Origin of the sequence: Propionivibrio sp. (assembly GCF_041441355.1) — a bacterium.
Classification (GTDB): Bacteria; Pseudomonadota; Gammaproteobacteria; order Burkholderiales; family Rhodocyclaceae; genus Propionivibrio.
The window spans coordinates 161,630-187,576 of sequence record NZ_JASDTF010000004.1 but is presented as its reverse complement, the minus strand read 5'-3'; the positions used below and the strand labels follow the sequence as shown (position 1 = coordinate 187,576).

Annotated in this window: 23 protein-coding genes; 14 read left to right on the top strand and 9 right to left on the bottom strand. The window is 66.6% G+C overall.

Translation table 11 applies throughout. From position 1 onward, the window contains the following. The first annotated feature begins 124 nt into the window (after positions 1 to 124). Both ccoG and QMB55_RS01615 read left to right on the top strand, forming a co-directional pair. The gene (ccoG, locus tag QMB55_RS01620; RefSeq protein WP_497586910.1) at positions 125 to 1,564 is read left to right on the top strand and encodes a cytochrome c oxidase accessory protein CcoG; all 1,440 of its coding nucleotides are present in this window, start codon (positions 125 to 127) and stop codon (positions 1,562 to 1,564) included. After that, positions 1,561 to 2,079 (top strand): FixH family protein, encoded by a 519-nt coding sequence (locus QMB55_RS01615; RefSeq protein WP_497586909.1) that lies wholly within the window; start codon positions 1,561 to 1,563, stop codon positions 2,077 to 2,079. The genes ccoG and QMB55_RS01615 overlap by 4 nt, the downstream gene beginning before the upstream one ends. A gap of 114 nt (positions 2,080 to 2,193) precedes the next feature. Here the strand turns inward: QMB55_RS01615 and QMB55_RS01610 are convergent, their stop codons facing one another. Then, complete coding sequence (locus QMB55_RS01610) at positions 2,194 to 2,634, bottom strand: ProQ/FINO family protein (protein WP_497586908.1); 441 nt, start codon at positions 2,632 to 2,634, stop codon at positions 2,194 to 2,196. Positions 2,635 to 2,870: 236 nt separating this feature from the next. Here QMB55_RS01610 and QMB55_RS01605 point away from each other — a divergent pair, with 236 nt between their 5' ends. After that, positions 2,871 to 3,563, top strand: coding sequence for a hypothetical protein (locus QMB55_RS01605; RefSeq protein WP_497586907.1), 693 nt, complete (start codon positions 2,871 to 2,873; stop codon positions 3,561 to 3,563). Between the two features lie 195 nt (positions 3,564 to 3,758). Here the strand turns inward: QMB55_RS01605 and QMB55_RS01600 are convergent, their stop codons facing one another. The 3 genes from QMB55_RS01600 to QMB55_RS01590 are packed head-to-tail and all read right to left on the bottom strand — an operon-like array spanning position 3,759 to position 6,163. Beyond that, complete coding sequence (locus QMB55_RS01600) at positions 3,759 to 4,037, bottom strand: polyhydroxyalkanoic acid system family protein (protein WP_497586906.1); 279 nt, start codon at positions 4,035 to 4,037, stop codon at positions 3,759 to 3,761. A gap of 15 nt (positions 4,038 to 4,052) precedes the next feature. Beyond that, positions 4,053 to 4,931 carry a ribosome small subunit-dependent GTPase A gene (gene rsgA, locus QMB55_RS01595; protein ID WP_497586905.1) on the bottom strand — a complete coding sequence of 293 codons (879 nt, stop codon included), beginning with the start codon at positions 4,929 to 4,931 and terminating at the stop codon, positions 4,053 to 4,055. After that, on the bottom strand, positions 4,928 to 6,163 hold the full coding sequence (locus QMB55_RS01590; protein ID WP_497586904.1) for a M48 family metallopeptidase: 1,236 nt from the start codon (positions 6,161 to 6,163) through the stop codon (positions 4,928 to 4,930). The genes rsgA and QMB55_RS01590 overlap by 4 nt, the downstream gene beginning before the upstream one ends. 35 nt (positions 6,164 to 6,198) lie before the next feature. Here QMB55_RS01590 and orn point away from each other — a divergent pair, with 35 nt between their 5' ends. Next, a complete protein-coding gene (gene orn, locus QMB55_RS01585; protein WP_497586903.1) occupies positions 6,199 to 6,744 on the top strand; it encodes an oligoribonuclease in 546 nt (181 codons plus the stop codon). A gap of 9 nt (positions 6,745 to 6,753) precedes the next feature. Here orn and QMB55_RS01580 read toward each other — a convergent pair whose 3' ends face one another. From QMB55_RS01580 to trxA, 4 genes are all read right to left on the bottom strand, one after another. Further along, entirely contained in the window at positions 6,754 to 8,526 is a 1,773-nt protein-coding gene (locus QMB55_RS01580) for an ArnT family glycosyltransferase (protein ID WP_497586902.1), read from the bottom strand. 186 nt (positions 8,527 to 8,712) lie between these two features. Next, positions 8,713 to 8,925, bottom strand: coding sequence for a 50S ribosomal protein L31 (gene rpmE, locus QMB55_RS01575; protein WP_497586901.1), 213 nt, complete (start codon positions 8,923 to 8,925; stop codon positions 8,713 to 8,715). Positions 8,926 to 9,054: 129 nt separating this feature from the next. Further along, positions 9,055 to 10,311: a transcription termination factor Rho gene (gene rho, locus QMB55_RS01570; protein WP_497586900.1), complete on the bottom strand. Its 1,257-nt coding sequence runs from the start codon at positions 10,309 to 10,311 to the stop codon at positions 9,055 to 9,057. A gap of 201 nt (positions 10,312 to 10,512) precedes the next feature. Next, positions 10,513 to 10,839 carry a thioredoxin TrxA gene (gene trxA, locus QMB55_RS01565; protein WP_497586899.1) on the bottom strand — a complete coding sequence of 109 codons (327 nt, stop codon included), beginning with the start codon at positions 10,837 to 10,839 and terminating at the stop codon, positions 10,513 to 10,515. On the opposite strand from trxA, the gene QMB55_RS01560 reads away from it, so the two are divergent. Then, positions 10,822 to 11,091, top strand: a complete 270-nt coding sequence (locus QMB55_RS01560; RefSeq protein WP_497586898.1) for a hypothetical protein — start codon at positions 10,822 to 10,824, stop codon at positions 11,089 to 11,091. The two genes, trxA and QMB55_RS01560, sit on opposite strands and share 18 nt — an antisense overlap. On the opposite strand, the gene QMB55_RS01555 is transcribed toward QMB55_RS01560, so the two are convergent. Then, positions 11,058 to 13,124, bottom strand: a complete 2,067-nt coding sequence (locus tag QMB55_RS01555; protein ID WP_497586897.1) for a molybdopterin-dependent oxidoreductase — start codon at positions 13,122 to 13,124, stop codon at positions 11,058 to 11,060. The genes QMB55_RS01560 and QMB55_RS01555 overlap by 34 nt on opposite strands. Before the next feature lie 153 nt (positions 13,125 to 13,277). On the opposite strand from QMB55_RS01555, the gene fdxA reads away from it, so the two are divergent. From fdxA to QMB55_RS01510, 9 genes are all read left to right on the top strand, one after another. Then, on the top strand, positions 13,278 to 13,601 hold the full coding sequence (fdxA, locus tag QMB55_RS01550; protein ID WP_497586896.1) for a ferredoxin FdxA: 324 nt from the start codon (positions 13,278 to 13,280) through the stop codon (positions 13,599 to 13,601). Positions 13,602 to 13,621: 20 nt separating this feature from the next. Then, positions 13,622 to 16,489: a PD-(D/E)XK nuclease family protein gene (locus QMB55_RS01545; protein ID WP_497586895.1), complete on the top strand. Its 2,868-nt coding sequence runs from the start codon at positions 13,622 to 13,624 to the stop codon at positions 16,487 to 16,489. Further along, positions 16,482 to 19,892, top strand: coding sequence for a UvrD-helicase domain-containing protein (locus QMB55_RS01540; RefSeq protein ID WP_497586894.1), 3,411 nt, complete (start codon positions 16,482 to 16,484; stop codon positions 19,890 to 19,892). The genes QMB55_RS01545 and QMB55_RS01540 overlap by 8 nt, the downstream gene beginning before the upstream one ends. A 160-nt stretch (positions 19,893 to 20,052) precedes the next feature. Then, positions 20,053 to 21,726 (top strand): long-chain-fatty-acid--CoA ligase, encoded by a 1,674-nt coding sequence (locus QMB55_RS01535; RefSeq protein WP_497586893.1) that lies wholly within the window; start codon positions 20,053 to 20,055, stop codon positions 21,724 to 21,726. 16 nt (positions 21,727 to 21,742) lie between these two features. Then, a complete protein-coding gene (crcB, locus tag QMB55_RS01530; RefSeq protein WP_497586892.1) occupies positions 21,743 to 22,141 on the top strand; it encodes a fluoride efflux transporter CrcB in 399 nt (132 codons plus the stop codon). A gap of 29 nt (positions 22,142 to 22,170) precedes the next feature. After that, positions 22,171 to 22,515, top strand: coding sequence for a DUF190 domain-containing protein (locus QMB55_RS01525; RefSeq protein ID WP_497586891.1), 345 nt, complete (start codon positions 22,171 to 22,173; stop codon positions 22,513 to 22,515). A 269-nt stretch (positions 22,516 to 22,784) separates the two neighbouring features. After that, complete coding sequence (gene eno, locus QMB55_RS01520) at positions 22,785 to 24,329, top strand: phosphopyruvate hydratase (RefSeq protein WP_497586890.1); 1,545 nt, start codon at positions 22,785 to 22,787, stop codon at positions 24,327 to 24,329. A gap of 141 nt (positions 24,330 to 24,470) precedes the next feature. Further along, a complete protein-coding gene (locus tag QMB55_RS01515; protein ID WP_497586889.1) occupies positions 24,471 to 25,373 on the top strand; it encodes an amino acid ABC transporter substrate-binding protein in 903 nt (300 codons plus the stop codon). A 93-nt stretch (positions 25,374 to 25,466) separates the two neighbouring features. Then, positions 25,467 to 25,946 carry an anti-virulence regulator CigR family protein gene (locus tag QMB55_RS01510; RefSeq protein WP_497586888.1) on the top strand — a complete coding sequence of 160 codons (480 nt, stop codon included), beginning with the start codon at positions 25,467 to 25,469 and terminating at the stop codon, positions 25,944 to 25,946. The last annotated feature ends 1 nt before the right edge of the window (position 25,947 follow it).

Here is a 25,947-nt window from a genome sequence, read left to right as displayed (position 1 = left end):
TCCGGGCGGCTTCGGCCGCCCGGTGCGCGCATCACGGGTGGGCCGAGGCCCGCCCGATCCTTTTCGAAAGGGTATGCCGGAATCCCTCTGGCGTGCGGTTTTGAAACGGATTGGGTCGAGAACGATGAACGAGAAGCGCGGACCGGCGCCGGAGACCCCGGCACCAGCGGGGCCACGGGTCGCCGTGGTCAATACCGAGAGGCTCTACGAGAAGCACAAGACGGTGTATGCCCGCAGCGTCAGCGGGATCTTCGGCAACTGGCGCTGGATCATGGTCTTCTTCACCCAGGCCATTTTCTACGGGTTGTGCTGGCTCGACTGGGGCGGGCGGCAGGCGGTGCTCTTCCATCTCGTAGAACGCAAGTTCTACGTCTTCGGCATGGTGTTCTGGCCACAGGACGCCATCTACCTCGCGATCCTGTTGGTCATTTCCGCGTATCTCTTGTTCCTGGCCACGGCGATCGGCGGGCGCCTGTTCTGCGGTTATGCCTGTCCGCAGACCGTCTATACCGAAATCCTGATGTGGATCGAGCGCAAGGTCGAAGGCGATCGCCCGGCGCGCATGAAACTTGACGCGCAGCCGATGGATGCGCGCAAGTTCCGCATCAAGCTGACCAAACACCTTTTGTGGTTGGCGGTGGCCCTGTGGACCGGCTTCACCTTCGTCGGCTATTTCTCGCCGATCCGCGAACTGGCGCATTCGCTCGCCGCGTTCACGCTTGGGCCGTGGGAATTCTTCTGGATTTTCTTCTATGCCGGCTTTCTGTACATGATGGCCGGCTTCATGCGCGAGCAGGTGTGCAAGTACATGTGCCCCTACGCCCGCTTCCAGGGCGTGATGTTCGACCCCGACACCTTGATCATCACCTACGACGCCGAACGCGGCGAGCCGCGCGCGCCGCGGCGCAAGGGCGAGGACGCCAAGGCGGCGGGCAAGGGCGATTGCATCGACTGCGGCATCTGCGTCCAGGTCTGTCCGACCGGGATCGACATCCGCAATGGCCTGCAGTACGAATGCATCGCCTGTGCGGCGTGCATCGACGCCTGTGATGCGGTGATGGACAAGGTCGGCTTGCCGCGGGGGCTGGTGCGCTATTCGACCGAGAACGCGCTGGCGCGTCACTACGGTTTTGGCGACATCGTCCGGCACCTGTTGCGGCCGCGCACGCTCATCTATACCGGCCTGCTCGTGCTGATCGTCGCCGCCGCCGCCTGGAGCCTGGCGACGCGCATCCCGCTCAAGGTCGACGTGCTGCGCGATCGCGGCAGCCTCTACCGCGAGGACGACGACGGCGGGATCGAGAACGTCTACCGCCTGCACATCATGAATACCGATGAATCGACGCACCGCTACGCGCTCAGCGTCGGCGGTGTCGGCGGCATCGGCATCGTCGGCGAGCGGATCGTCGAGGTGCCGGCGGCATCGAACCGGAACGTTCCGGTGGTCGTCGCGGTCGACTACGGGGCGGCCCCGAAAGGGTCGAACAAGATTTACTTTGAGGTGCGGTCGATGGCGAACGACGCCATCGCCGTGCGCGAAAAAGCCACTTTCTTCATGCCATGAACGACAAGACACTTAAACTCGCTTTGCCCTGGTATCGTCATCCGTGGCCGTGGCTGCTGATGCTTGGCCCTTTCGTCGTGGTGGTCGCGGGCCTGTTGACCGCCTACATTGCCTTCAAGAGCAACGATGGCCTCGTCGATGACGATTATTACCGCAAGGGGCTGGCGGTCAATCAGGTCACCGAGCGCGAGCAGACAGCCCTGCGGCTTGGCCTTCAGGGCGAGGTCATGATTTCTGAGAAGGGCGATCAGGTGCGCATCGTGTTGCGCGCGCCGGCCGGTGTGGCGTTGCCGGAGGGCCTGCGTCTGCAGCTTTCCCATCCGACCCGTGCAGGCGTTGACCGCTTTCATACGCTGAGCGCCAGCGGCGGCGGGGTTTATGCCGGAAAATTCTCCGGCGGACTGGGCGGGCGCTGGCTGGCCACCCTCGAGGACGATACCCAGACTTGGCGCCTGACCGGCATCTGGACGCCGGAACAGCATCCCGTCCTGCAATTGCCGCGCGCATCCCCTTAATAACCGAGCGTAAACGTCAGCGCCGGCCGAGGCTGGGGCCTGGGCCGGCGAGGCGGCGTGTGGTGCTGCGGGGTTGCGCCAAAGGCGCGACGGCGGTTCAGGGGGAACCGGGGTTTATTTGTTGCGCGCGAACTTCTCGACCAGCTGATTGAGCTTGGCCGCGCGCTTTTCCGTTTGGATGCGTTCGGCTTCGCGCGCGGCCTCGGCGGCGCGTTCAGCCTTGCGCCGTTCGGCTTCCTTGCGGAAACGCTCGCGCAGTTGTTCGGCAGCGTGCTGGCGGTGCTCGTCGGTCAATTCGGCCGTCTGCTGGCCGTCGAGGTCAAGGCGGTGCGAAGCCTTTTCCAGCGTCTTGAGGTAGCGCAGCGAGCCGGTGTGCATGCTTAGCGCGATGCGCAGGGTTTTCTTCTCGAGCTCCGGCTGGCGGGCCAGCAGCTGCTTGTCGATGCCGATGGCGAGCGGGGCGTGGTCGCGGAAGACGGGATAGGTCGCCTGCAGGGTCTTGAGCAGGGCGCGTGGGTTGGGCCCGGGCGGGCTCGCGGTAGGAGGCGTGTTCATAGGCTGGGTGTGCAACGTGGTTGATCCTGGCGGTGCTGTGGAGCGCCGCAGGAGGCAGCATACCACGCCCGCGTCGGGCGGTGCCCCGGGCGCGCAGTAAAGATCGGCCTGCTGGCGCATTCTGGCGCGTCCGGGCACATCCTGACCTATGATGCTAGGGTGCGGTCGGCGCGGTGCGCCGCCTTGCGCCTTGCTCGATGTGCGGGGCGGTTTCGGCAACCTATGGGGAGAATGCGGTGAGCGCAGAGAAAGAAACGGAAGTTAACCAAGCTGATGTGCCGACCCTGGTTGTGTCGAGCGCCTCAACCCCGAATGGCGATGGCGAGGGGCAACATGAAGCCCCGGAGAAAGGGCACGTGGCGCCGAAATCGCGCCCCAGCCTGCTTGCGATCGCCGCGCTGGCGACTGCGGTGCTGGCCCTGTTGGCGGCGGTCGGCGTGTTCTTTGCCCAGTCGGGCAAGGCGGGGCACGGCGAGTTGCAGGCGCTGCGCGCCGAGATCAAAAAGCGCGACGCGGCGCTGGGCGAAATGAACCAGCGCGTTGAAACGCTGACGGCGGAGATCGTCAAACTCAACGAGGCCGAGGCCAAGCGCGTTGAGGCGGAGGCGAAGGCAGCGGAAAAAGCGGCGGCCGAGGAGGCGCAGCGCCAGGCGGCCGCCACGGCGAAGGAAGCGGCCGAGAAAGAGGCGGCGGTAAAGGAGGCAGCAGCTAAAGCGGTGGGCAAAAAGCCGGTGGTCGAGCCGCCCGCCAGGGCGGGCAAGCCGCGCGCCGCCGCGCCGGAGCCGGCGGCTGAGCGCCCGGTGACGGCGCAGGCCCGGAGCAGTGCCCAGAGCTGCGATCTGGTCGGCAAGACGCCGGAAGAGCAGGCGGCGATCTTGAAGCGTTGCGTCAGCTTGATGGACCCGGAGCCCGTGCGGCGGCAGCGCTAGAGCGGCAATGCGCTCGCGGCGCACGATTCCGTGCGCCTTGTCCGCGGCGGTCGTCCCGATGGGTTTTGAGCCCGGTACGGCGGCTGCCGCGCGCCGCATTCAACGCATCGTGCCCGAAGCCAAGACTGGGTGCGCCCTGCAGCCGGGCTGGAAGGCGCGTGGAATGGCGCTTTCAGAGGAGGGCTTGGGCGATCTTCAGGTGCCGAAGACGGCGTCGAATTGACGCTGGATTTCGCGTTCGAGGCTGGGCTTGAGTGCGCGGAGCAAGAGGCCGAGGCTGACCGTGAGGATGACTTCTTCTTCGCTGATTGCCAGTTCGCCATTCGCTCCCGGGCGTTCGAAGATCAGGGTGTCGTCCTGCCAATGACTGCGCAGGCCGAAACGGTTGGCGAGTTCTCCGGCCAGTCGTTCGGCGGCGGTACGTGCCTCCGCGACGTTTTTGTTGTTTTTGCGATAAATGACGATGTCGCTCATGGCGGAACTCCTCAATCAGCGTAGAGCATCGCGCAGGCTGCGGAAGACAGCGTAGCGGCGGGCGTCGATGGCGCCGGCGTCGAGCGCGGCACGCACCGCGCAGCCCGGTTCGCGGTTGTGGCGGCAGTCGCGGAAACGGCATTCGCCCAGGCGCGTGCGCAACTCGGGAAAAGCGTGTTCGAGTGCTGTGGCGTCGAGGTGACCAAGGCCGAATTCCTGCAGTCCCGGCGAGTCGATCAGGGCGCTGCTGTCGTCCAGCCGGTAGAGCGTGGCGTGCGTCGTGGTGTGCTTGCCGGAGTCGAGCGCGCTCGAGATTTCGCGCGTTGCCGCCTGGGCGTGCGGGACGAGGGCGTTGGTCAGCGTCGATTTGCCCATCCCTGACTGCCCGACGAGGACGCTGGTGTGGCCCGCGAGGTGCGCGCGCAGTGCGGCGAGGTCACTCGTGGCCCCCTTGGCCGAGAGTTCGAGCAGCGGGTAGCCGAGCGCGGTGAAGGGCGCCAGCGCGGCGCGCGCCGCCGGCAAGCGGTCGGCGAGGTCGCACTTGTTGAGCACGATCAGCGGGGCGATGTCCTGGCTCTCGCAGGCGAGCAGGCAGCGGGTGATGAGTTCGTCGGAGAACGAGGGCTCGGTGGCGACGACGATGAGCACCTGGGTGACGTTGGCGGCGATCAGCTTTTCACGGAATTCGTTCGAGCGGTAGAGCAGGCTGTGCCGTTCGGCGATGCGCTCGACAACGCCCTGGCCGTCGCCGCTGGCCTGGATTTCGACGCGGTCGCCGCAAACGAGGTCGCTCTTCTTGCCGCGGGTGAAGCAGCGCAGCGTCGTGTGTGCCGCGTCTTCAAGCTCGACGACGTATTGGCGGCCGTGCGCCGCGATGACGGTGCCGTGGCTCATGCGCTGAGCCGGGCGACGCGCAGGGCGGCCGGCGGGTGCGAATCGTAGAACAGCGAATGCAGCGGGTCGGGGGTCAGCGTCGCGGCGTTGTCCTCGTAGAGCTTGACCAAGGCCTGCGCGAGGTCGGTGGCCGAGGTCTGCTCGGCGGCGTAGGCGTCGGCCTCGTATTCGTGGCGGCGCGAGAGCAGGCTGGTGAGCGGGGTGAGCGGGAAGGTGAATAGCGGTGCGACGAGGAAGAAAAGAATCAGCGCGATGGCCGTGTTCTGGGCTTCGACGCCGAGGCCCGCGTAGAAGGCCGGCTGGTCGATGAGCTGGCCGAGGACGGCGAGGAAGGCGAGGGTGGCGGCGAAGATCAGGACGATGCGTTTGACGATGTGGCGGCGCTTGAAATGGCCGAGCTCGTGCGCCAGCACGGCCTCGACTTCGCCCGGCTGGAGGCGGGCAAGCAGGGTGTCGAAGAAAACGATGCGCTTGTTGCGGCCAAAGCCGGTGAAGTAGGCATTGCCGTGGTTCGAGCGCTTCGAGCCGTCCATGACGAAGAGACCGGCGACGGCGAAGCCGCAGCGCCCGAGCAGCGCTTCGATGCGCGCCTTGAGTTCGTTGTCTTCGAGCGGTGAGAACTTGTTGAACAGCGGCGCGATCCAGGTCGGGTAGATGAAGAGGATCAACAGGTTGAAGCCGCACCACAGCAGCCAGACGTAGAGCCACCAGCGGCTGCCCATGCCCTCCATCAGCCACAGTACGGCGTAGAGCAGCGGGGCGCCGATTGCCGCGCCGAGCAAGGTCTGCTTAACGAGATCGGCGAAGAACAGGCCGTAGCTCATGCGGTTGAAGCCGAAGCGCGCTTCGATGCCGAACTGCGCGTAGAGCGAGAGCGGCAGTTCGAGCACCGCCGAGATCAGCATCACGCTGAAGATCAGGGCGACGCCGTACGTCAGGCCGCTTGCGTGCGCGCTCCAGAAGTCGTGCAGCGCCTGCAGCCCACCGCCGAAGGTCAGGCCGAGCAGGAGCACGGTCTCGAGCGCGAGGTGAAAGCGCGCGAAACGGGTCTTGGCGACGGTGTAGTCAGCGGCCTTCCGGTGCGCGGCGAGCTCGATGCGGTGCGCAAACTGTGAAGGAACCTGGTCGCGGTGGGCAAGGACGTGGGCGATCTGACGGCGGGCGAGCCACTGGCGCAGGGCCAGCATCAGAAGCAGGGCGAGAAGGACGGCGAGGGTGAGGGAATTGGCCATGCGGCTGTGAGAAAATGGAGTTTTGGAGGAATTATATGGCACAGGACGCCAATCATCTCGTCTGGCTGGACATGGAAATGACCGGCCTCGACCCGGAACGCGAACGCATCCTCGAAATGGCGGTGATCGTCACTGACAGCGAGCTCAACACCCTGGCCGAATCGCCGGTCTGGGTCGTGCATCAGCCCGATGCCCTGCTCGATGCGATGGACGACTGGTGCAAGGCGACGCACGGGCGTTCGGGCCTGATCGAGCGCGTGCGTGCCTCGGCGCTCGACGAGGCCGGTCTGGAAGCCGAGGCGCTGGCTTTCATGCAGCAGTGGGTGCCCGAACGGGCGAGTCCGATGTGCGGCAACTCGATCGGCCAGGACCGGCGCTTCATGGTCCGTTACCTGCCGCGCCTCGAGGCCTATTTTCATTACCGCAACCTCGACGTGAGCACGCTCAAGGAACTGTGTCGACGCTGGAAGCCTGAGGTTGCCAAGGGCTTCGTCAAGAAGGCGGACCACACCGCGCTGGCCGACATCCGCGAATCGATCGCCGAGTTGCGTTACTACCGCGAGCACTTCATTCGGGCTTGAGTTGCGGCGTCAGGGCGCGGGCGGGCTGGCCGGCGCCGGCGTGGACGGGCGCGGGGCCGGCAGTGCCGTCTCGCGCGTGTCGGTCGGCGGCAGCTCGGGCAGTTCCGCCGCCGGGCGGTTGCGTTCGCGCCGGTAGACGTGGAATTTGTCGCTCTCGCGCCGGTCACCCGGGCGCTTGCCTTCCCACACTTTGCGCCAGCCGGCGGCGCTCATCCCGGCGGCATCACGCACCTCGCCGTGGACCAGCAGCCAGTTGCACCGTTTGCCGTCTTCGCTCTCCAGCGGCAGCGTGCGCAGGTTCTCGAAGTAATAGAAGCTGGCCAGGATGGAATTGGGCAGGTTGCCGTTGGCGATGCAGCGGCCGCGCTCGGGCTTGCCGTCCTGAATGCGGGCGGGCAGCGCGGCCGACAGCTGGCCGGCGACCGGTCGGTAGCTCTTGCCGTAGTCGATCCAGGGCATCAGCAGATTGGCGATCAGCACCCAGAACAAGGTCAGTCCGGCCATCCAGTGCATCAGCCCGCGCATCGGCGAGCGCGGACTGGTCACGATCAGCCAGAACCAGGTCAGCGTACAGGCGAGCGCGATGAGCACGGTCATCAGGTCGAAACGGGCGACGAAGCCCGGTTCCAGGCGTGCCGCTTGACGGGCCAGGCGCTCGGGCCAGCCGAAGGTTATTGCGCTCCACGCGATCCAGGTGAGGCCGGCGAAGAAGGTGAAGGTCATCATGCCGAACCAGTCGAAGGCGTTGGCCGCGCCGCGGCGCAGCAGGGCAACGCCCGGTGCGGCGATCAGGACGAGTGGCGGCAGCAAGAGGAGCGCCGGTGCGCTGCGCACTTCGACGCCGACCCCGAGAAGCAGCAACGTGGCGATGAAAGCGAGTCCCGGCCAGGCCATGGCGCGCGTCGTCAGGGCCCGCCGTTTGGCCCACAGCGCCCAGGCGGCGAGCGGTAGGGCCGGCCAGGCGTACCAGACGAGCAGGCTGAGCTGACGCAGGATGTTGGCCGCCGGGTTGTGCGCGGCAAAGAGCGGCGTCGTTTCGGCCGCAAGAAAGCGCGCGAAGTATTCCGGATCACGGCTGCTCAGCGGAAGGATCCAGGCGCCGATGAGCGCGGCTGCGAGCAGGGCGGCACCGGCCAGGTGGGCGGCGAAGAGGGGCTTGTTCTCGCTTTTCCAGCAGGCCAGAAAGGCGGCCAGCAACATGGTCAGCAGCGGCAGCATGCCGTTGGCCAGAAAACCGCCGGCCAGCGCGCCGCCGAGGATCAGGGCGGCAAAGCGCGGGCGGCGCGGGAGCAGGGCGAGCGCCCAGTATGCGGCGGTCAGCGCGCACAGCGCGGCAAGCATCGGCTGGGCTTCGTGCGCGTGGTAAAGGAAGCCGATGCTCCCGGCCAGCGCCAGCGGAGCGCTGGCGGCGTGCTCCTTGCCGTGCAGTTCGCGCGCGGCAAGGAGGATGAACTCCAGCGCCAGCAGGGTGAAGGCGCCGCTGGCCAGGCGGGTGGCGTCATGCAGCGGCAGGATCCAGGAAAACAGGTGGGCGGCGCCGGCAGCGACCCAGTAATAGAGCGGCGCATCGGGGTAAGGCTGGCCGGCGAGCTGCGGCATCAGCCAGTGGCCGCTGGTGTAGATGTCGTAGACCAGGGCGATGGTGATCGCGTCGTCGTGCTTCCAGGGGTCGTGACCGATCAGCCCGACGCAGATGTAGAGCGCGAGCAGGATGGCCAGCACCCAGCCGCTCGGAGGAAGGCTGATGCCGGCGAAACGCGGGTGGTCCTGAAGGAAAGGCATAGGGTACGGCTCGCTCTTGTGTTTTTTTGTGGTGCTGGCCGGTGTGCTGTGCTCCACTGCTGGGGCTCAGTCCGAGTCGGCGTATTTTACGTCGCCTCGCCCGTGCGGCGCGATCCTGCGCGGCGTGGCTAAAACAAAAAAGGCAGCCGCTGGCTGCCTTTTCCGGTCGCGAAAAGCGAGGACGGCTTAGGCCGACTTGTACATCGAGTACTTCTTGTTGAACTTCTCGACGCGACCTGCGGTGTCGATGATCTTCTGCTTGCCGGTGTAGAACGGATGGCAGGCCGAGCACACTTCGATGTGCAGCGGCTTCTTGAGCGTCGAACGGGTGGTGAACACGTTGCCGCACGAGCAGGTCACTTGAACGTCGGCGTAATCGGGATGGATGTCGGATTTCATCGCTGGAAATTCCTGAAGGTCAAATCTAGCCGGCTCGAAACGCCATGGACGATTCGGTGGCCGACTCCGGGAAACGGGGCATTATCCTTGTTTTCTTTGCGCTTTGCAAACGTTGTCTCAGGGCGCGGTCTAGCGGCGCATCGAGTCGAAAAACTCGGCGTTGGTTTTGGTCGCCTTGATCTTGTCGAGCAGGAATTCCATCGCCTCAAGGTCGTCCATGTTGTAGAGCAATTTGCGCAGTACCCACATTTTTTGCAGGACGTCGGGCATGAGCAGCAGTTCTTCGCGGCGCGTGCCCGAGCGGTTGACGTTGATGGCCGGGTACACGCGTTTCTCGGCCATGCGGCGATCCAGGTGGATCTCCATGTTGCCGGTGCCCTTGAATTCCTCGTAGATCACGTCGTCCATGCGGCTGCCGGTGTCGATCAGGGCGGTGGCGATGATGGTCAGCGAGCCGCCTTCCTCAATGTGGCGCGCGGCGCCGAAGAAGCGCTTGGGCTTTTGCAGCGCGTTGGCGTCGACGCCGCCCGTCAGTACCTTGCCGGAGGCCGGCTGGACGGTGTTGTAGGCACGCGCGAGGCGGGTGATCGAGTCGAGCAGAATGACGACGTCTTTCTTGTGCTCGACGAGGCGCTTGGCCTTCTCGATGACCATTTCGGCAACCTGGACGTGGCGGGTGGCCGGTTCGTCAAAGGTCGAGGCGACGACTTCGCCGCGCACCGAACGGGTCATTTCGGTGACTTCTTCAGGGCGTTCGTCGATCAGCAGGACGATCAGGTTGATGTCGGGATGGTTGGCGGTGATGGCGTGCGCGATGTGCTGCATCATCACCGTCTTGCCGCTCTTCGGGCTGGCGACCAGCAGGCCGCGCTGGCCTTTGCCGATCGGGGCGATGATGTCGATGATGCGGCTGGTGGTGTTCTCTTCCCCACGGATGTCGCGCTCGAGCCGGATGTGGTTCTCCGGGTGGAGCGGCGTGAGGTTCTCGAACATGATCTTGTTCTTCGACGCCTCGGGCGGCTCGCCGTTGATGCGATCGACCTTGACCAGCGCAAAATAACGTTCGCCGTCCTTCGGGGTGCGGATCTCGCCTTCGATGGTGTCGCCGTTGTGCAGGTTGAAGCGGCGGATCTGGCTCGGGCTGACGTAGATGTCGTCGGTGCTGGCGAGGTAGGAGGTGTCGGGCGAACGGAGGAAGCCAAAGCCGTCGGGCAGCGTTTCGAGCGTGCCGTCGCCAAAGATGGTTTCGCCTTTCTTTGCCTGGTTCTTCAGCAGGGCGAAGATCAGTTCATGCTTGCGCAACCGGTTGGCGCCCTCGATGTCGTTGGCGACCGCCATGTCGAGAAGCTGGCTTACATGTAGGGCTTTGAGTTCGGAGAGATGCATGAGCGGAGTTGAGATGGTCGGTGGCCTGAGCTGGCTGGCGGCATCTCTGCCGAATGCGGCGGACGCGGCCAGAGGCGCTGGGGAGAGAACAGTGTGGGGACTACGGGGGAGGCTTGCCTGAAGGCTCGGGTCGGCTGCGTTTCGACTCTATTGGTATAGGCAGGGCGACGCTGGGAACCTTCAGGCGGAGGGTAACGAATTTTACAGGTGGCTGTCAATGAACGACGAGAGCTGCGATTTCGACATCGCGCCGACCTTGGTGGCTTCGACGGCGCCGTTCTTGAAGATCATCAGCGTCGGGATGCCACGCACGCCGTAGTTGGCCGGCGTGTTCTGGTTGTCGTCGATGTTCAGCTTGGCGACTTTGAGGCGGCCGGCGTAGTCGGCGGCGATTTCGTCGAGGATGGGCGACAGCATCTTGCAGGGGCCGCACCATTCGGCCCAGTAGTCCAGCAGCACGGGCTGGTCGGCCTTGAGGACGTCGGCTTCGAAGGAGGCGTCGGTGACGTAATGGATGTGTTCGCTCATGGAAAGACCTCTTTGTTATCGAGTGGTGAGGAGGGGGTGGTGCCGGGAACGCGGAAAAAGCGCGATACGGGGGACGGCAAGGAATTGACCAATGCTAACCAAAAAAAATCCGCAAGGGAAGGACACGCCGCGCAGTCGCTTGGTTCATGCCGCCGCCGGGGCGGCGGCATGTTTCCCATTGTCCTGAAAGCGTTTTTCGTGCCGGAGGCGTTTGCCGCTCAGGCCGGGCGCAACCATACCGCAGTGTCATGATAGGCGGCGCCGGCGCTGGGGAATCCGGGCTCAGCGCCGACCAGCAGGTTGATGCCGATGCCATCGATAAATGCATCGTTCGGCCACTGGCTTTCGACCACCAGCGTGCCTTCGAGCTGCCCGCTGCCGGCGCGGGCGTGCAGGCGCAGCGCGCCGCGGGTGTTGCCCAGGGTGACGACGTCGCCGTCGACGATGCCCAGCCGGGCGCACACGGCCGGATGGACGAGCACCATCGGGCGGCCTTCGTGACGGCGCGAAGTCGGCGTTTCGCCAAAGGTGGTGTTGAGGAAGTTGCGGGCCGGCGCGGCGACCAGGCGGAACGGGTGTTCAGCGTCGGCCTTCTCGATGACGTCCTGATGGTCGGGCAACGGGGGCATCGTCGCGTGGCGTTCGCCGCGTGCCGCCCAGTCGGGGGCAAAACGGAAACGGCCGTCGGGATGGCCGAAGCCGTCGAGAAAGTGGGCTTTTTCGAACGGCGGCGCGCAGTCCAGCCAGCCGGCGGCGTGCAGCGCGTCGGCGCTGGGTTTGCCGGAGTCGGTGAGTACACGATCGACAAGCGCCCAAGCGTCGAGTGCGAAGGCAGGGTGCGCTTGCCCGAGACGCGCGGCCAGCTGACCGATGAACACTTGGTTCGAGCGGCATTCGCCGGGCGCCGGGATCAAGGCTCGCGCAGTTTGCAGGAAGGTGTGGCCAGAGGCCTGGTAGAGGTCGTCGTGTTCGAGGAAGGTGGTCGCCGGCAGGACGAGGTCGGCGAGCTTGGCGGTGTCGGTGAGGAATTGCTCGTGCACGCAGGTGAACAGCTCCTCGCGCAGCAGGCCTTCGCGCACGCGGCCACTTTCCGGCGCGACGACCGCCGGGTTGGTGTTCTGCACCAGCAGGAGCGAGATCGGAGGGCCGTCGCCGAGGTCGCGCTTTTCGCCGGCGAGCACGGCGCCGAGGCGGCTCATGTCGAGGGTGCGGGCCGGCGGGTTGGGGGCGTCTTCGCCGTGGAGGAAGCGCCGCTCGAGGCCGTAGAGCCCGCTCTGGCCGAACAGCGCGCCGCCGCCGGGGTGTTGCCAGGCGCCGGTGATCGCCGGCAGGCAGCTCACCGCATGCATCGCCGCCGAACCGTTGCGCTGGCGGGTGAAGCCGTAGCCGACGCGCAGGTAGCTGCGTTGCGTCGCGCCGTAGAGGCGGGCGAATTCGACGATCTGCGCGGGCGAGAGGCCGGTGATCGCCGCCGCCCATTCGGGCGTGCGCTGGGCGAAGTGCGCTTCGACGGCCGGCGAGAAATCGGTGTGCTTGGCCAGGTAGTCGCGGTCGGCATAGCCCTCGGCGAGCAGCACGTGCATCACCGCACTGGCCAGCGCGCCGTCGGTGCCGGGCAGCGGCGCGAGGTGCAGGTCGGCCTTCTCGGCGGTCGGGGTGCGGTAAGGGTCGATCACCACCAGACGGGCGCCGCGCTCGCGCTTGGCCTTCTGGATCCAGTGCATGAAGTTGATCTGGGTGTGCACCGGGTTGCCGCCCCAGACGACGATCAGGTCGGAATCGACGACCTCGCGCGCATCGACGCCGCGTTTGACGCCGACGCCCGCCAGCCAGCCCGGGTCGGCGAGGGCGACGCAGAAGGTCTCGCGCTGGCGCGACCAGCCTGAAACAAGGCCCAGTCGGCGCAGGGCGGCGCGCTGCACGAGGCCCATGGTGCCGGCGTAGTGGTAGGGCCAGACGGTTTCGGCGCCGTGGCGGGCGACGGCCGTCGTGATTTTCTCGGCGAGCAGGTCGAGCGCCGCGTCCCAGCTGATCGGCGTGAACTCGCCGCCGCCTTTGGCGCCGCGTCGCAGCAGCGGTTGCAGTAAGCGTTCAGGGTGGTGCACGCGTTCGGCGTAGCGCGCCACCTTGGCGCAGATCACGCTGTCGGTGTAAGGCTGCGGCGCGCCGCGCACGCGACCGATGCGGCCGTCGCCGGCGAGTTCGACATCCAGCGCGCAGACGCTGGGGCAATCGTGCGGACAGACGCTGCGCGCGAAGGTCCGGGAGGCCGAGGTTTTTTCCATTGGTCTATGCTAGCGCGGATGCGTTCGGCTTGGCTAGCCGAGACGTTCAAGTGTGCCTAAAACCCTTGCCGGTACAAGGTTTCAGGCCTCGGGTGCGAGCAATTGCGTTATGATCTGCCGACCCATTTCCGTTTCGTTCGCTGGGAGTACACCATGGCCTACGTCATCACCGAGAACTGCATCAAGTGCAAATACACGGACTGCGTCGAGGTCTGCCCGGTGGACTGTTTCCACGAAGGGCCGAATTTCCTCGTCATCGATCCGGAAGAGTGCATCGACTGCACCCTGTGCGTCGCGGAATGCCCGGCCGAGGCGATCTACGCCGAGGACGAGGTACCCGAGCATCAGCGCGCCTTCATCGCCCTCAACGCCAAGTTGGCCAAGACGTGGCCGGTCATCGCGGTGCGCCGCGATCCCTTGCCCGATGCCGACGCGTGGAACGGCAAGCCCGACAAGCTTGCCGACCTCGAGCGCTGACCCGCACACACGGCCCCCTCTTGAACCTCAGCCCATCCCTTGCCCCCGTTCTGACCGGAACGGCACTGCCGCCCGGCGACGGCTTCTATCCGGCGCTCGCCGAGGCGATCGTCGGCCAGGGCGTTGCGCACGGGCTGGTCGGCGACCTCTCGTCGCTGCGCGTCCTGCTCCCGGCGTTGCCGATGGCCGCCGAGCTGCGTCCGGCGCTGGCACGCGCCGCCGGTCGTCCGATGCTGCTGCCGCAGTTCTCGACTTTCTCGCTGTGGGCGCAGACGGCCGATTCGTCCGGACTGCCGGCGCCGCTCGCCGCCAGCGAGCGCCTGGTTCTCCTGCACGAAGCCCTGCGCGGCCGCGGCTGGTTTGACGAGAGCGCCCTGTGGGGCATCGCCGCCGAAATGGGCGATCTGTTCGACGAACTGACGCGCGCTGCCCGTGCCGGCGAAGACGCGCTGCCAGCCGACGAAGCCGGCCTCGCATCGCTGTTCGAAGCGGCTTACGCCTTGCGCGCCTCGGCGCCGCTGGCCTTCGAGGCCCGCGTTGTGCACGAGCTGTGGCGCGCCCTGGCGGCGGCCGGCAGCCCCGTTCTGGCGGCCTTGCAGCGCCTGCGTCTGGCCGCGCTGGCGCGCGAGGCGGCGGCTCGACCGCACGGCGCGTCGCCATTGTGCGTGCTGCTCGATGCGCCGCCCAGCGAAGCCTTGGCCCCGGCCGAGGCGGCCTTTCTTGCGGCTTGGGCCGAGGTGCAGCCGCTGGCCGTGTTCTACCCCGAGCCGCGCGAGCAGGGGGCGACGCCGCTTGCGCGCACGCTCGCCGCAGCCTGGCCGATCATGAAGGCTCCGGAGGGCGAACACGACGCGGCAGAAACCGAACGGGCGCCGTTGCCGCTCTACGAGCGTGCCGCGCAACTGGCGCGTGAGGTGCCCGAAAGCCCGCTCGCCGGGCGTCTGGCCAGTGTCGCCAGCGACGGGCGCGAGGCCGAGGCGCGTGCCGCCGTGGCCCAGCTCGGCGCCTGGTTGCAGGCCGGGCTGCGGCGCATCGCCATCGTCGCGCAGGATCGGCTGACCGCGCGCCGCGTGCGTGCCTTGCTCGAGCGCGAAGCCGTGCTGGTGAGCGACGAGACGGGCTGGAAACTCTCGACCTCGCGCGCCGCGGCCTGCGTCGACGCGCTGCTTGAATGCGTCGCCGGGCAAGCCTATCACCGTGACCTGCTTGACCTGTGCAAGTCGCCCTACGTTTTTGCCGACCTCGAACCGGACACTCGCGCCGCCGCGGTGCAGGCGCTGGAGGCGGCCCTGCGTTCGGCCTCGGTGCGGCGCGGGCTGGCGCGGTACAAGCGCGCCGTGCAGGGCGCGCGGCCGGGCAGCGCACCGCCGGCGGCACTGGAGCAGGCGCTGCGCCTCCTCGAGCGGATCGAGGCGGCGACGGCGCTGCTCGACGCACGGCCGGCGCCGCTCGCGCGCTGGCTTGCCCGCCTGCAGCGCGCGCTGGCTGAAGTCGGCGCCGACGCTGCGCTCTCCGGCGACATCGCCGGGCAGGCGGTGCTGGACCTGATCGAAGCCCGCCGCCTGGAGCTCGAAACGAACGCCGCGCAATTCTCCTTCCAGGCGTGGCGCGACTGGCTCAACCGCGAATTCGAAGGCGCCACGTTCCGCGACGCGGCGATCGACAGCCCCATCGTCATGACCGCGCTCAACGCCGTCTGCCTGCGCCGCTTCGAGGCCGTGCTGCTGCTCGGCGGCGACGCCCGCCAGCTGGCGCCGGCCGTGCCCGGCGCCTTCTTCAACCACGCCGTGCGCCGCGAACTCGGCCTGCGCACGCGAGAGGACGCCGAGCGCGAGCTGCGCCGCGACCTCGAACTCCTGCTCGCCACCGTGCCGCGCGTTGTCGTCACCTGGCAGGCGACCCAGAATGGCGAAGCCAACCGCCTCGCCGCCGACCTCGCCTTGTTGTCGACGCTGCACGCGCTGGCCTGGGGGGGCGATTTGCAGTGCGCGCCCTTGCCGGCGCGCCCCGAAGCCGAGCCCGGGGCCGAGACCGCGCCGGTGCCGGGTTTTGCGGCGCTCACTGTGCCGGCCGCGCGTGTGCCTTTGCGCGTTTCGGTGAGCGCCTACGCCAGCCTCGTCGCCTGCCCGTACCGCTTCTACGCCCGTCACGTGCTGGGCCTGGGCGAACTCGACGAAGTGAGCGAAGACCTCGACAAGCGCGGCTACGGCGAGCTTGTGCACCGCATTCTCGAACGCTTTCATGCTGCGCATCCGGCGATTGCCGCGCTGACGCCCGCAGCGGCGTTGGCGGCCTTGCGCGCGATCGGCGACGAAGTTTTCGCCGCTGCGGTGGCCGACAATTTTCTCGCCACCGGCTGGCGCCTGCGCTGGGAAAAGCGTCTCGTCGCATACCTCGACTGGCAGCGCGCCCTGGAGGCTGAAGGCTGGCGCTGGCGCGAGGCCGAGGCGCGGGTGACACGCCGGCTGCCACTGCCCGACGGCGAGGAGGTTGAACTCTACGGACGCATCGACCGCATCGATGCGCGTGCCGACGACGCCTCTTGTGTCGCGCTTTACGACTACAAGACGCAGCGCGCGGCGGCTATTGCGGGGCGGCTTGCCGACGATGTGCAGCTGCCGGTGTATGCGCTTTTGTACGGCGTTGCGGCGGATGTCGAGCGCGCCGCCTACATTGCGCTCGATGACGAACGCATCGTCGCGGTCGCCGCCGGCGGTGATGACGAGGCGGGCGAACCGTCGCTGGCCGAAGCGGCGGAGGCGCAGGGCGAGCGTCTGGTGCGCCTGCTCTCCGAACTGCGCGCCGGCGCGGCGCTGCCGGCGCACGGCGCCGATCGCGTCTGTACGTTCTGCGAGATGCGCGGCCTGTGCCGGAGGGACCATGTCTGATCTGATCCGTACCGCGCTCGATCCGGCGCGCAGCGTCGTCGTCGAAGCCTGCGCCGGCAGCGGCAAGACCTGGCTGCTCGCCGCGCGCATCGTGCGCCTGCTGCTGGCCGGCGTCGCGCCCGGCGAAATCCTGGCCATCACCTTCACCCGCAAGGCCGCGCGCGAGATCGAAGAGCGCGTCGTCGACTGGTTGCGCCTCCTGGCGACCGGCGACGACGCCACGCTCGATGCTTTTCTTGCCGAACGCGGTGTGACGCCAAACGAAGCCGTCCGCCGCCGCGCACGCGGGCTCTACGAACGCGTGCTCGCGGCGCAGCCATCGCTGGCGGTGAACACCTTTCACGGCTGGTTCCTGCAGCTCGTTGATGCCGCGCCGCTGTCGGCCAATCTGGCCGGGGCGACGCTGGTCGACGCCGATTCGCGCCTCTTCGACGAACTCTGGCAGCAGTTCGCCGCGCGCCTGCAGCGGACGCCCGAGGGCGAGACGACCCAGGCTTTCGTGCGCCTGCTCGACGCCGCCGGGCTGGATGCCGCGCGCCGCCTGATGCGCCGCGCCCTCGACCGGCGCAGCGAATGGCTCTCCTACGGCGAAGCCGATGCGCTGCCGGCGGGTGAAGTCGGTGACGTGAACGACCCCGCCGCCGCAGGCCCGTCATTCCAGCGCGCCGACGCCGTTCTCGCCGCGCTGGCCGTCGAACTTGGCGCCGGCGCACCCGGCACGGCGCTCGCCGCCTTCTTTACCGGCGACTGGGCGGCGGATTTTCACGCCTTCCTCGGCCTGCTCGAAACCAGCGAGCTGAAGGGCGACCAGGAGGGCGCGCAGGCCCTGCGCCGCGCGCTCGACGGCGCGCTCGATCCCGCGGCGCGTTTTGCCGCGCTGCAACCCGTGTTCCTCACCCAGCAAGGCACGCTGCGCAGTCGCAAGCCAGGCAAGGCGCTCGATGCGCGCTACACGCCAGCCGGCGCGGCACGCTTCCTCGATTTGCACGCGCAGCTCGGGGCACGTCTGCTGGCCTGCCGCGAAGCGCAGCTGGCCGAGGCCATCCTGGCGTTCAACGCCGATGCCTGCCGCGTTTTCGCCGCCTTCCTCGCCGAGGTCGATGCCTTCAAGCGCGCGCGCCGGCAGATCGATTTCGCCGACGCCGAATGGACGGTGCTGCGCCTTCTGCGCGACGAGGCGACGGCGGCCTTCCTGCAGGCGCGGCTGGATGCGCGTTACAAGCACGTCCTGCTCGACGAGTTCCAGGACACCAATCCCTTGCAGTGGCAGATCCTGCTCGCCTGGCTGGCAGCGTATTCGGACGCCGCGCGTCCGGGCGTCTTCCTGGTCGGCGATCCGAAGCAGTCGATCTACCGCTTTCGTCGCGCCGAGCCGCGCCTCTTTTCGGTGGCGCGCGATTTCCTCGTCGCCCGTTTCGACGCCGAGCCGCTGGCGCAGGACGTGACCCGGCGCAACGCGCGCCCCATCGTCGACGTGGTCAATGCCGTGTTTGCGCCCGAGGCCTTGTTTACGCCCTTCCGCGAGCAATCCTCGCTGGCCGGCGCGCTGCCGGGGCGCGTCGAGCTCTTGCCGCTGTGCGTCAAGGGTGAGGCTGAGGCGGAGGCGGTCGATATGGCCTCCGCCGGTCGACTGCGCAATCCCTTGCATGAGGCCGCGAGCGAGCCCGAGGACGCGCGTCGGGCGCAGGAGGCCGGTGCGCTGGCCGCACGCATCCTGGGCATGGTCGGGCGCGATGGCTCGCCGTGGCAGATCGAAACGCGCAGTGCCGACGGGCGCGCCGGGCAGCGTCCGCTGCGTTACGGCGACATCATGCTGCTGGTGCGTACCCGCAGCCAGCTCGCGATTTACGAGCGTGCGCTGGCCGCCGCCGGAATTCCTTTTGCTGCGGGCTCGCGCGGGGGCTTGCTCGAGGCGCTGGAAGCGCGCGACTTCGCGGCCCTGCTCGAATTCCTGGTCACTCCGGGCGCCGACCTGGCGCTCGCCCATACCCTGCGCACGCCGCTTTTTGCGTGTACCGACGACGATTTGCTCGCCGTCTCGGCGCGCGACGAAGCCGGCTGGTGGACGCGACTTGCGGCGCTGGTCGCGGCCGGCGAAGCGTCGCCGCGCCTGGCGCGGGCGCACCGGCTGTTGGGCGAATGGCTGCCGCTTGCCGCGCGCCTGCCGGCGCACGACCTGATCGACCGCATTTACCATCAGGGCGAGGTCGTCGCCCGTTACCGCTTGGCGGTGCCCGAGGCCGAGCGCGCGCGCGTCGCGGCCAACCTCGACGCCTTGCTGCAACTGGCGCTCGACCTCGACGGCGGGCGCTACCCGAGCCTGCCGCGCTTCCTCGACGAACTGCGCGAGCTGCGCGCCGCCGACGACGCGGCGCCGGACGAAGGTGAAATCGCGCTCGAGGCCGAAGGGGAGAACGATTCGGATGCCGCCGGCGGTCGCGTGCGTATCCTCACCATCCACGGCGCCAAAGGCCTGGAAGCGCCGGTGGTGTGGCTGCTCGACGCCAACGCCTCGCCGCGCCCGGGTGAAGCCTGGGACGTTCTGGTCGACTGGCCGCCCGAGCGGGCTGGGCCGACGCATTTCTCCTTCTACGGCACGCGCGAGACGCGCGGCGCGGTGCGCGAGCCCTTCTTCGCCACTGAGGCCGAGGCGGCGCAGCGCGAGGAACTCAACCTGCTCTACGTGGCGATCACGCGCGCACGCCAAGTGTTCATCGCCAGCGGCAGCGCGCAGCAGCGCGCGGCTGAGAGCACGCCTTACCGCCTGCTCGGCGCGGCGCTGACGCGCCTGCAAGGCGGCGCGGGAGCGGCAGAAGCCGCCGAGGCTCAGGATTTTACCGTCCAGGGCATTGCCTACGGCGACGACTTGCCGCGCGGCGAGCCCGTGCTGCCGGTCGCGGCAGGCGCGGCGCGGCTCGCGGTCGCGGCCCTGCCGCCGGTCGGCGAACGCCGCGCCACGCCTGAGGCTGGTGCGCGTTTCGGCACCTTGTTGCACGCCTTGCTCGAACGGCGCACCGCTGAAGCGCTGGCGGCCGACGGCGAATGGTGGCGCGCACTCGGCTTCACGCCGGAAGAATACCGGCGCGTCCTGCCGGTCGCCGAACGCCTCTTGGCCTTGCCGGCAGCGCAGGCCTACTTTGACCCGACGCGCTACCGGCGCGCCTGGAACGAAGTCGAGGTGGGCGATGGCCAGGGCGGTGTGTTGCGCCTCGATCGCCTGGTCGAAAGCGATGACGGTTACCATGTCCTCGACTACAAGAGTTCGGGCAGCGACACGCCGCGCCTGCCCGAGTACCGTGCCCAGGTGGCCGGCTATTGCCGTGCGCTGGCCGAGGCCTTTCCGGGATGCGTGGTGCGCGGGGCCTTGCTCTTCGCCGACGGCACGCTGCTGGCGGTCGAATAAGCCGCCGACGACTTTTCAGCGCGCCGGGCATGGCATACCATCCCGGGGTTTTCGGAACGAATGTCCACGCGCTGCGTCTGTGGACGTAGGCGCGCCCGCGTCGCGGCGCGCGCCGATGATATCCTGACGACACGATAATAATGGTCTGAGCGAGGGACGGATGGAGAAGATCTGGTTGCGCAGTTATCAACCCGGGGTGCCGGCTGAAATCGGCCTCGACGAGCACCAGTCTCTGGGGGAACTGTTCGAGCGAAGCGTGGCGCGTTTTCGCGATCGCCCGGCCTTCGTCTGCATGGGCGCGCAACTGACTTACGGAGAACTCGACCGGCTTTCGCGCGATTTCGCCAGCTATCTGCAGAATTCGCTCGCCTTGCCACCGGGGACGCGCATCGCCCTGATGATGCCCAACATCCTGCAGTATCCGGTGTGCCTGTTCGGCGCGCTGCGCGCCGGTTATGTGGTGGTCAACTGCAACCCGCTCTATACGGCGCGCGAACTTGAGCACCAGCTCAAGGATTCGGGGGCCGAGGCCATCGTCGTGCTCGAGAACTTCGCGCACACGCTGGCGCAGGTGATGGCGCGGGTCGACGTCAAGCACGTCGTCATCGCCCGGATGGGCGACCTGCTCGGCTTTCCCAAGGGGGCGGTGGTCAATTTCGTCGTCAAGTACGTCAAGCGCCTGGTGCCGGCCTGGAAAATTCCGGGGGCCGTTGACTTCACCGCGGCCATGGCGCGCGGCGCCGCCGGCCATTTGAGCCCGGTGCGCGTCACCCGGGACGACCTTGCTTTCTTGCAATACACCGGCGGCACGACCGGCGTCTCCAAGGGCGCGATGCTCAGCCACGGCAACATGCTCGCCAACCTGACTCAGGCGCACGCCTGGGTGTCGCCGGTGGTCGGCGAAGGCTGCGAGCTGGTCGTCACTCCCTTGCCGCTCTATCACATCTTCGCGCTGACCGCGAACTGCTTCCTCTTCCTGCGCATCGGCGCGACCAACCTTTTGATCGTCAATCCGCGCGATATCCCGGCCTTCGTGGCCGAACTCGCCAAGTACCCGTTCACGGTGATCACCGGGGTCAATACCCTGTTCAACGCGCTGCTCAACAACGCCAACTTCGCAAAACTCGACTTCTCCACCCTCAAGGTCGCGCTCGGCGGCGGCATGTCCGTGCAGCGTGGCGTGGCCGAACGCTGGAAGAAAGCCACCGGACTGCCGTTGATGGAAGGCTACGGGCTGACCGAAACCTCGCCCATCGTCACCATCAACCCGCTGACTGTGCCCGAGTACACGGGCTCGATCGGCCTGCCGATTCCGTCGACCGAGATCGCCATCCGCAACGACAGCGGCGCCGACGTTCCGCTCGGTGAGCGCGGCGAATTGTGCGTGCGCGGGCCGCAGGTGATGAAGGGGTACTACCAGCGTCCCGAGGAAACGGCCAACGTCTTCATGCCCGACGGCTTCCTGCGCACCGGCGACGTGGCGGTGATGGACGAGCTGGGCTATCTGCGCATCGTCGACCGCAAGAAGGACATGATCCTGGTCTCCGGTTTCAACGTTTATCCGAACGAGGTCGAGGACGCGCTGGCGCTGCATCCCGGCGTTCTGGAGGTGGCGGCGGTCGGCGTTGCCGACGAGAAGGCCGGCGAGGCGGTCAAGGTCTTCATCGTGCGCAAGGACCCGAACCTCACCGCCGCCCAGGTCATCGCGCACTGCCGCGCCAACCTGACCGGCTACAAGGTGCCGAGCCACGTTGAATTCCGCGATGAACTGCCCAAGACCAACGTCGGCAAGATCTTGCGGCGCGAACTGCGCGACGTGCAGGGTAAGGCCTGAGCGAGGATCGGGTGGAATGATGTGGAAAACGGTCTTCGCCATCGCCATTGGGGCCGCGGGCGGCGCGCTTCTGCGCTGGCAGCTCGGTGAGCGCCTCAATGCGTTGTTTCCGACCGTGCCGCCGGGGACGCTGACCGCGAACCTCGTCGGCGCTTATGTCGTCGGCGTATGCGTGGCGTTCTTCGCGCAGTGGCCGGCACTGTCGCCCGAATGGCGGCTGCTGCTCATCACCGGTTTCTGCGGCGGTTTGACGACCTTTTCGACTTTCTCGGTCGAGGTCGTCACCCTGCTGCAGCAAGGGCGTTTTGCCTGGGCGGCCGGGGCCATCGCGGTGCATGTCACCGGCTCGTTGCTGTTGACCCTGGCCGGCATCGGTACCGTTCATTTCATCCGGAGCGTGCGCGGTCTGGTCTAGGCGGCATGACTCCAGAGTCAGGAGGCTGCATGCAGGACAACGAAGGAATGATGCTCCGCTTCTACGTGGCGGAAGGCGCTCGTCATGACGGCGTAATGCTCTGGGAGTGGTTGCTGCAGACCGCGCGAGGGCTCGGCCTCCCGGGCGGAACCGCGTTGCGCGCCATCGGCGGTTTCGGTCGCCGGCATGTGCTGCACGAGAGCCGTTTCGTCGAACTCGCTGGTCATGAAACCGTCATCGTCGAGTTCGTGCTTGACGGTGAGGCCGCCCAGCGTTTGCGCGCCGAAATCGCGGCCAACGGGCTGAATCCGATCGCTGCCCAATGGCCGGTCAGCGTCTGTGTATTCAAGAGCGACACCTCCGCGTCAACGTGAGTTGGCGTGCACGTAAAAATGCCAAATCCGACGACTGGTCGCGCGCTTTTGCGGCGGCGCGGCGTTGTTGCGTGGTGTATACTGGCGGAGATGTATTCAGGAGGCAGTAATGCCGTCGTGGCCTGATTCCTGGCGGTTTTTCCGGCGCCGGGATAAAGAGATGGAGGTCACCTCGATATCGGTCGTCGACGGTATTCATTGCGATTAAAACAATAGTCATATATCACTCGTATTATCTTTCCAACTTTTATTTGAATTAGGGAATCCAAATGGCCAAGGTTGAAAAATCCTCCCCGGCAAAGAAAGCCGCTCCTGCCAAGAAGGCTGTTGCCAGCAAGCCCGCCGTAAAGCCTGCCGTTAAACCCGCCGCCACCAAGGCCTTGGCCGCCAAGAAAGTGACGCCGGCCAAGAAAGCCGCCGCTCCCGCCAAGAAGGCTGCGGCCCCGGTCAAGAAGGCCGCCGCTCCGGCCAAGAAGGTCGCTGCCCCGGTCAAGGTCGAAGCCCCGTTCGTCAAGATCAGCAAGGTTGTCGGTCGTCAGATTCTCGACTCGCGCGGCAACCCGACCGTTGAAGTCGACATCCTGCTCGACAACGGCTTCCTGGCCCGCGCCGCCGTGCCCTCGGGCGCCTCGACCGGCGAATTCGAAGCCTGCGAACTGCGCGACGGCGACAAGAAGGTCTACCTCGGCAAGGGCGTGACCAAGGCCGTGGCCGCCGTGAATGGCCCGATCGCCAAGCTGCTCAAGGGCAAGAACCCGCTCAAGCAGCGCGAGCTCGACGAGGCGATGATCGCCCTCGACGGCACCCCGAACAAGTCCAAGCTCGGCGCCAACGCGCTGCTCGGCGCGTCGATGGCGATCACCGTCGCCGCCGCCAACGTCAGCAAGATGCCGCTCTGGAAGTACATCGGCAAGCTGCACAAGAACAAGGAATTCGTGCTGCCGACCCCGATGGCCAACATCATCAACGGCGGCAAGCACGCGGACAACCTGATCGACTTCCAGGAATTCATGATCATGCCGGTCGGCGCCAAGACCTTCTCCGAAGGCCTGCGCTGGACGACCGAGATCTTCCACGCCCTGAAGTCGATCCTGAAGAAGGGCGGCCACGTGACCGCCGTCGGCGACGAAGGCGGCTTTGCGCCCAACCTGTCGAACGACGAGTCGCTTGAAGTCATCATGCAGGCCATCGCCGCCGCTGGTTACAAGCCCGGCAAGCAGATCGCCATCGCGCTGGACTGCGCTTCGTCCGAGCTGTACGACGAAGGCGGCCGCAAGGGCTACAAGTTCTGGAAGTCGAACCCGGAGAAGCTCTTCACCTCCGACGACATGATTGCCAAGTACGAAGAGTGGTGCAAGAAGTACCCGATCGTCTCGATCGAAGACGGCCTCGACCAGAGCGACTGGGACGGCTACGTCAAGCTCACCAAGGCCCTGGGCAAGAAGGTGCAGATCGTCGGCGACGACTTCTTCGTCACCAACCCCGAGCGTCTGGGCAAGGGCATCGCCATGGGCGCCGCCAATGCCATCCTGATCAAGGTCAACCAGATCGGTACCGTCACCGAAACCCTGGATGCCATCAAGATGGCCCAGGAAGCCGGCTACGGCGTCATCTCCTCGCACCGTTCGGGCGAGACGGAAGACTCCTTCATCGCCGACCTCGCGGTGGGCACCGGCGCCGGCCAGATCAAGACCGGCTCGATCTCGCGTACCGACCGCATCTGCAAGTACAACCAGCTGCTGCGCATCGAAGAGCAGCTCGGCGCCAAGGCCATCTACAAGGGCCTGAAGTCGATCAAGGGTGCCGGCTACTAAGCCGTCAACCTCGGTCCGGAAAAGCACCGCTTCGGCGGTGCTTTTTTTATGGCTTCTGCATGGATGCATTCGATATGCGAATGGTTATAGACGTCCGTCGGCGGTAAAATTCCGCTTTTCCCTTTTTCGTGGAGTCTCGTCGTGAATTCCGGAATCAACGCCGTGGCGCGAGTGGCTTGCGCGGCCGCCCTGTTGTTCGTTGGTCTGTCCAGCAGCCAGGCCAGTACGCTCGAACGCATCAAGCAGACCGGGGTCGTGCATATCGGTTATCAGGAAAGCCTGCCGTTCTCCTACAAGCCCGCGGAAGGCGGCACGCCGCCTGGCTACAGCATCGAGGTGTGTTCGAATCTCGTCGAGGCGATCAAGAACGACGCCAAGCTCAAGTCGGTCGAGGTGCGTTTCGTGCCGGTAACCGCGGCAACCCGCATTCCCCAGGTGCTTGAAGGCAAGGTCGATCTGGTCTGTGCCGGCGTTACCAACACCAAGGCGCGTCGCGACCAGGTGGCCTTCAGCATGCCCGTGTATTTCGCTTCGGCGAAGCTGCTGGTGCGCGAAGGCTCAGGAATCACCAGCATCGATAGCCTCGGCGGCAAGACCCTGGCCGTGCAAAAAAACACGACCGGGGCGCAGATCGCCGAATCGCGCCGCGCCGCGCTCTCCAACCTCAAGATCGTCTTCGTCGAGAATGCGCTCGAAGGCTTGAGCGCCGTCGAGAGCAAGGCCGCCGACGCGTTCATCCAGGACGACATCCAGCTCTACGGCCTGAAGGCGCAAGCCAAGGAGAAGCTTGCCGTGGTCGGTGCCGGCCTGTCGATCGAACCGCTGGCGATCATGTTCAGCAAGGAAGACCGCAACCTCGCCGCGCTCGTCGAGCGCGAGATGGCGCAGCTCTACAAGTCGGGCCAGATGCGCAAGCTGTACAGCAAGTGGTTCCAGTCGCCCTTGCCGCAACGCAGCTTCAACCTGAATGTCGCGCCGAACACCTTGACCGCCGACATGTTCAGCAATCCGAGCGGCTACTCGGTCGACTGGTCGGTGTTCTGAACGGTTTCAACCGGTTGAAAAACGCACCGCCGCGGCGGTGCGTTTTTTTTGTGTGCTATGGTGGAACAGGAGTCTGATCGCCGGGAGATGGAGATGATGTGTCGCAGATGGCAGGGTGTGCTCGGGTTTGTGCTGTGCCTCGGACTGGCCGGTGGGGCGCTGGCCGATCCGCCCGAGGGCAAAGGCAAGCCCGACAAGGCCGTGAAGGCAGAAAAGTCTGAAAAGGCAGAGAAAACCGAGAAGGGGGGCAAAGGGCACAAGAGCGCGTCTCAGGACAGCGGCGGTACGGCGCTGGCGTCGGCCGGGATCAGCATCTCGCTCGCCCGCCAGTACGCGCAGGATGCACGCCTCGATTTCGGAGCCTACAAACCGCTGCCGCCCGGAATCCGCAAGAACCTCGCACGTGGCAAACCCTTGCCGCCGGGAATCGCCAAGCAAGCCGCTCCCGCAGGAATGCTCTCCCGCTTGCCGCAGCATCCAGGGTACGACTGGCAGCTCGCCGGCACCGACCTCATCCTCGTGCAGGCCGGGACGGCCGTCGTCGCCGACGTCCTGAAAGACGTCTTCCGCTGAG

Excerpts from the sequence above, each read along its gene's own strand:
- QMB55_RS01510 (WP_497586888.1), top strand. The coding sequence starts at position 25,467 with ATGATGTGTCGCAGATGGCAGGGTGTGCTCGGGTTTGTGCTGTGCCTC.
- QMB55_RS01525 (WP_497586891.1), top strand. The coding sequence starts at position 22,171 with ATGCAGGACAACGAAGGAATGATGCTCCGCTTCTACGTGGCGGAAGGC.
- rho (WP_497586900.1), bottom strand. The coding sequence starts at position 10,311 with ATGCATCTCTCCGAACTCAAAGCCCTACATGTAAGCCAGCTTCTCGAC.
- QMB55_RS01555 (WP_497586897.1), bottom strand. The coding sequence starts at position 13,124 with ATGGAAAAAACCTCGGCCTCCCGGACCTTCGCGCGCAGCGTCTGTCCG.
- QMB55_RS01600 (WP_497586906.1), bottom strand. The coding sequence starts at position 4,037 with ATGAGCGACATCGTCATTTATCGCAAAAACAACAAAAACGTCGCGGAG.
- QMB55_RS01535 (WP_497586893.1), top strand. The coding sequence starts at position 20,053 with ATGGAGAAGATCTGGTTGCGCAGTTATCAACCCGGGGTGCCGGCTGAA.
- orn (WP_497586903.1), top strand. The coding sequence starts at position 6,199 with ATGGCACAGGACGCCAATCATCTCGTCTGGCTGGACATGGAAATGACC.
- QMB55_RS01560 (WP_497586898.1), top strand. The coding sequence starts at position 10,822 with ATGGATGTGTTCGCTCATGGAAAGACCTCTTTGTTATCGAGTGGTGAG.
- QMB55_RS01615 (WP_497586909.1), top strand. The coding sequence starts at position 1,561 with ATGAACGACAAGACACTTAAACTCGCTTTGCCCTGGTATCGTCATCCG.
- ccoG (WP_497586910.1), top strand. The coding sequence starts at position 125 with ATGAACGAGAAGCGCGGACCGGCGCCGGAGACCCCGGCACCAGCGGGG.
- crcB (WP_497586892.1), top strand. The coding sequence starts at position 21,743 with ATGATGTGGAAAACGGTCTTCGCCATCGCCATTGGGGCCGCGGGCGGC.
- QMB55_RS01580 (WP_497586902.1), bottom strand. The coding sequence starts at position 8,526 with ATGCCTTTCCTTCAGGACCACCCGCGTTTCGCCGGCATCAGCCTTCCT.
- fdxA (WP_497586896.1), top strand. The coding sequence starts at position 13,278 with ATGGCCTACGTCATCACCGAGAACTGCATCAAGTGCAAATACACGGAC.
- rpmE (WP_497586901.1), bottom strand. The coding sequence starts at position 8,925 with ATGAAATCCGACATCCATCCCGATTACGCCGACGTTCAAGTGACCTGC.
- QMB55_RS01590 (WP_497586904.1), bottom strand. The coding sequence starts at position 6,163 with ATGGCCAATTCCCTCACCCTCGCCGTCCTTCTCGCCCTGCTTCTGATG.
- QMB55_RS01610 (WP_497586908.1), bottom strand. The coding sequence starts at position 2,634 with ATGAACACGCCTCCTACCGCGAGCCCGCCCGGGCCCAACCCACGCGCC.
- eno (WP_497586890.1), top strand. The coding sequence starts at position 22,785 with ATGGCCAAGGTTGAAAAATCCTCCCCGGCAAAGAAAGCCGCTCCTGCC.
- trxA (WP_497586899.1), bottom strand. The coding sequence starts at position 10,839 with ATGAGCGAACACATCCATTACGTCACCGACGCCTCCTTCGAAGCCGAC.
- rsgA (WP_497586905.1), bottom strand. The coding sequence starts at position 4,931 with ATGAGCCACGGCACCGTCATCGCGGCGCACGGCCGCCAATACGTCGTC.
- QMB55_RS01540 (WP_497586894.1), top strand. The coding sequence starts at position 16,482 with ATGTCTGATCTGATCCGTACCGCGCTCGATCCGGCGCGCAGCGTCGTC.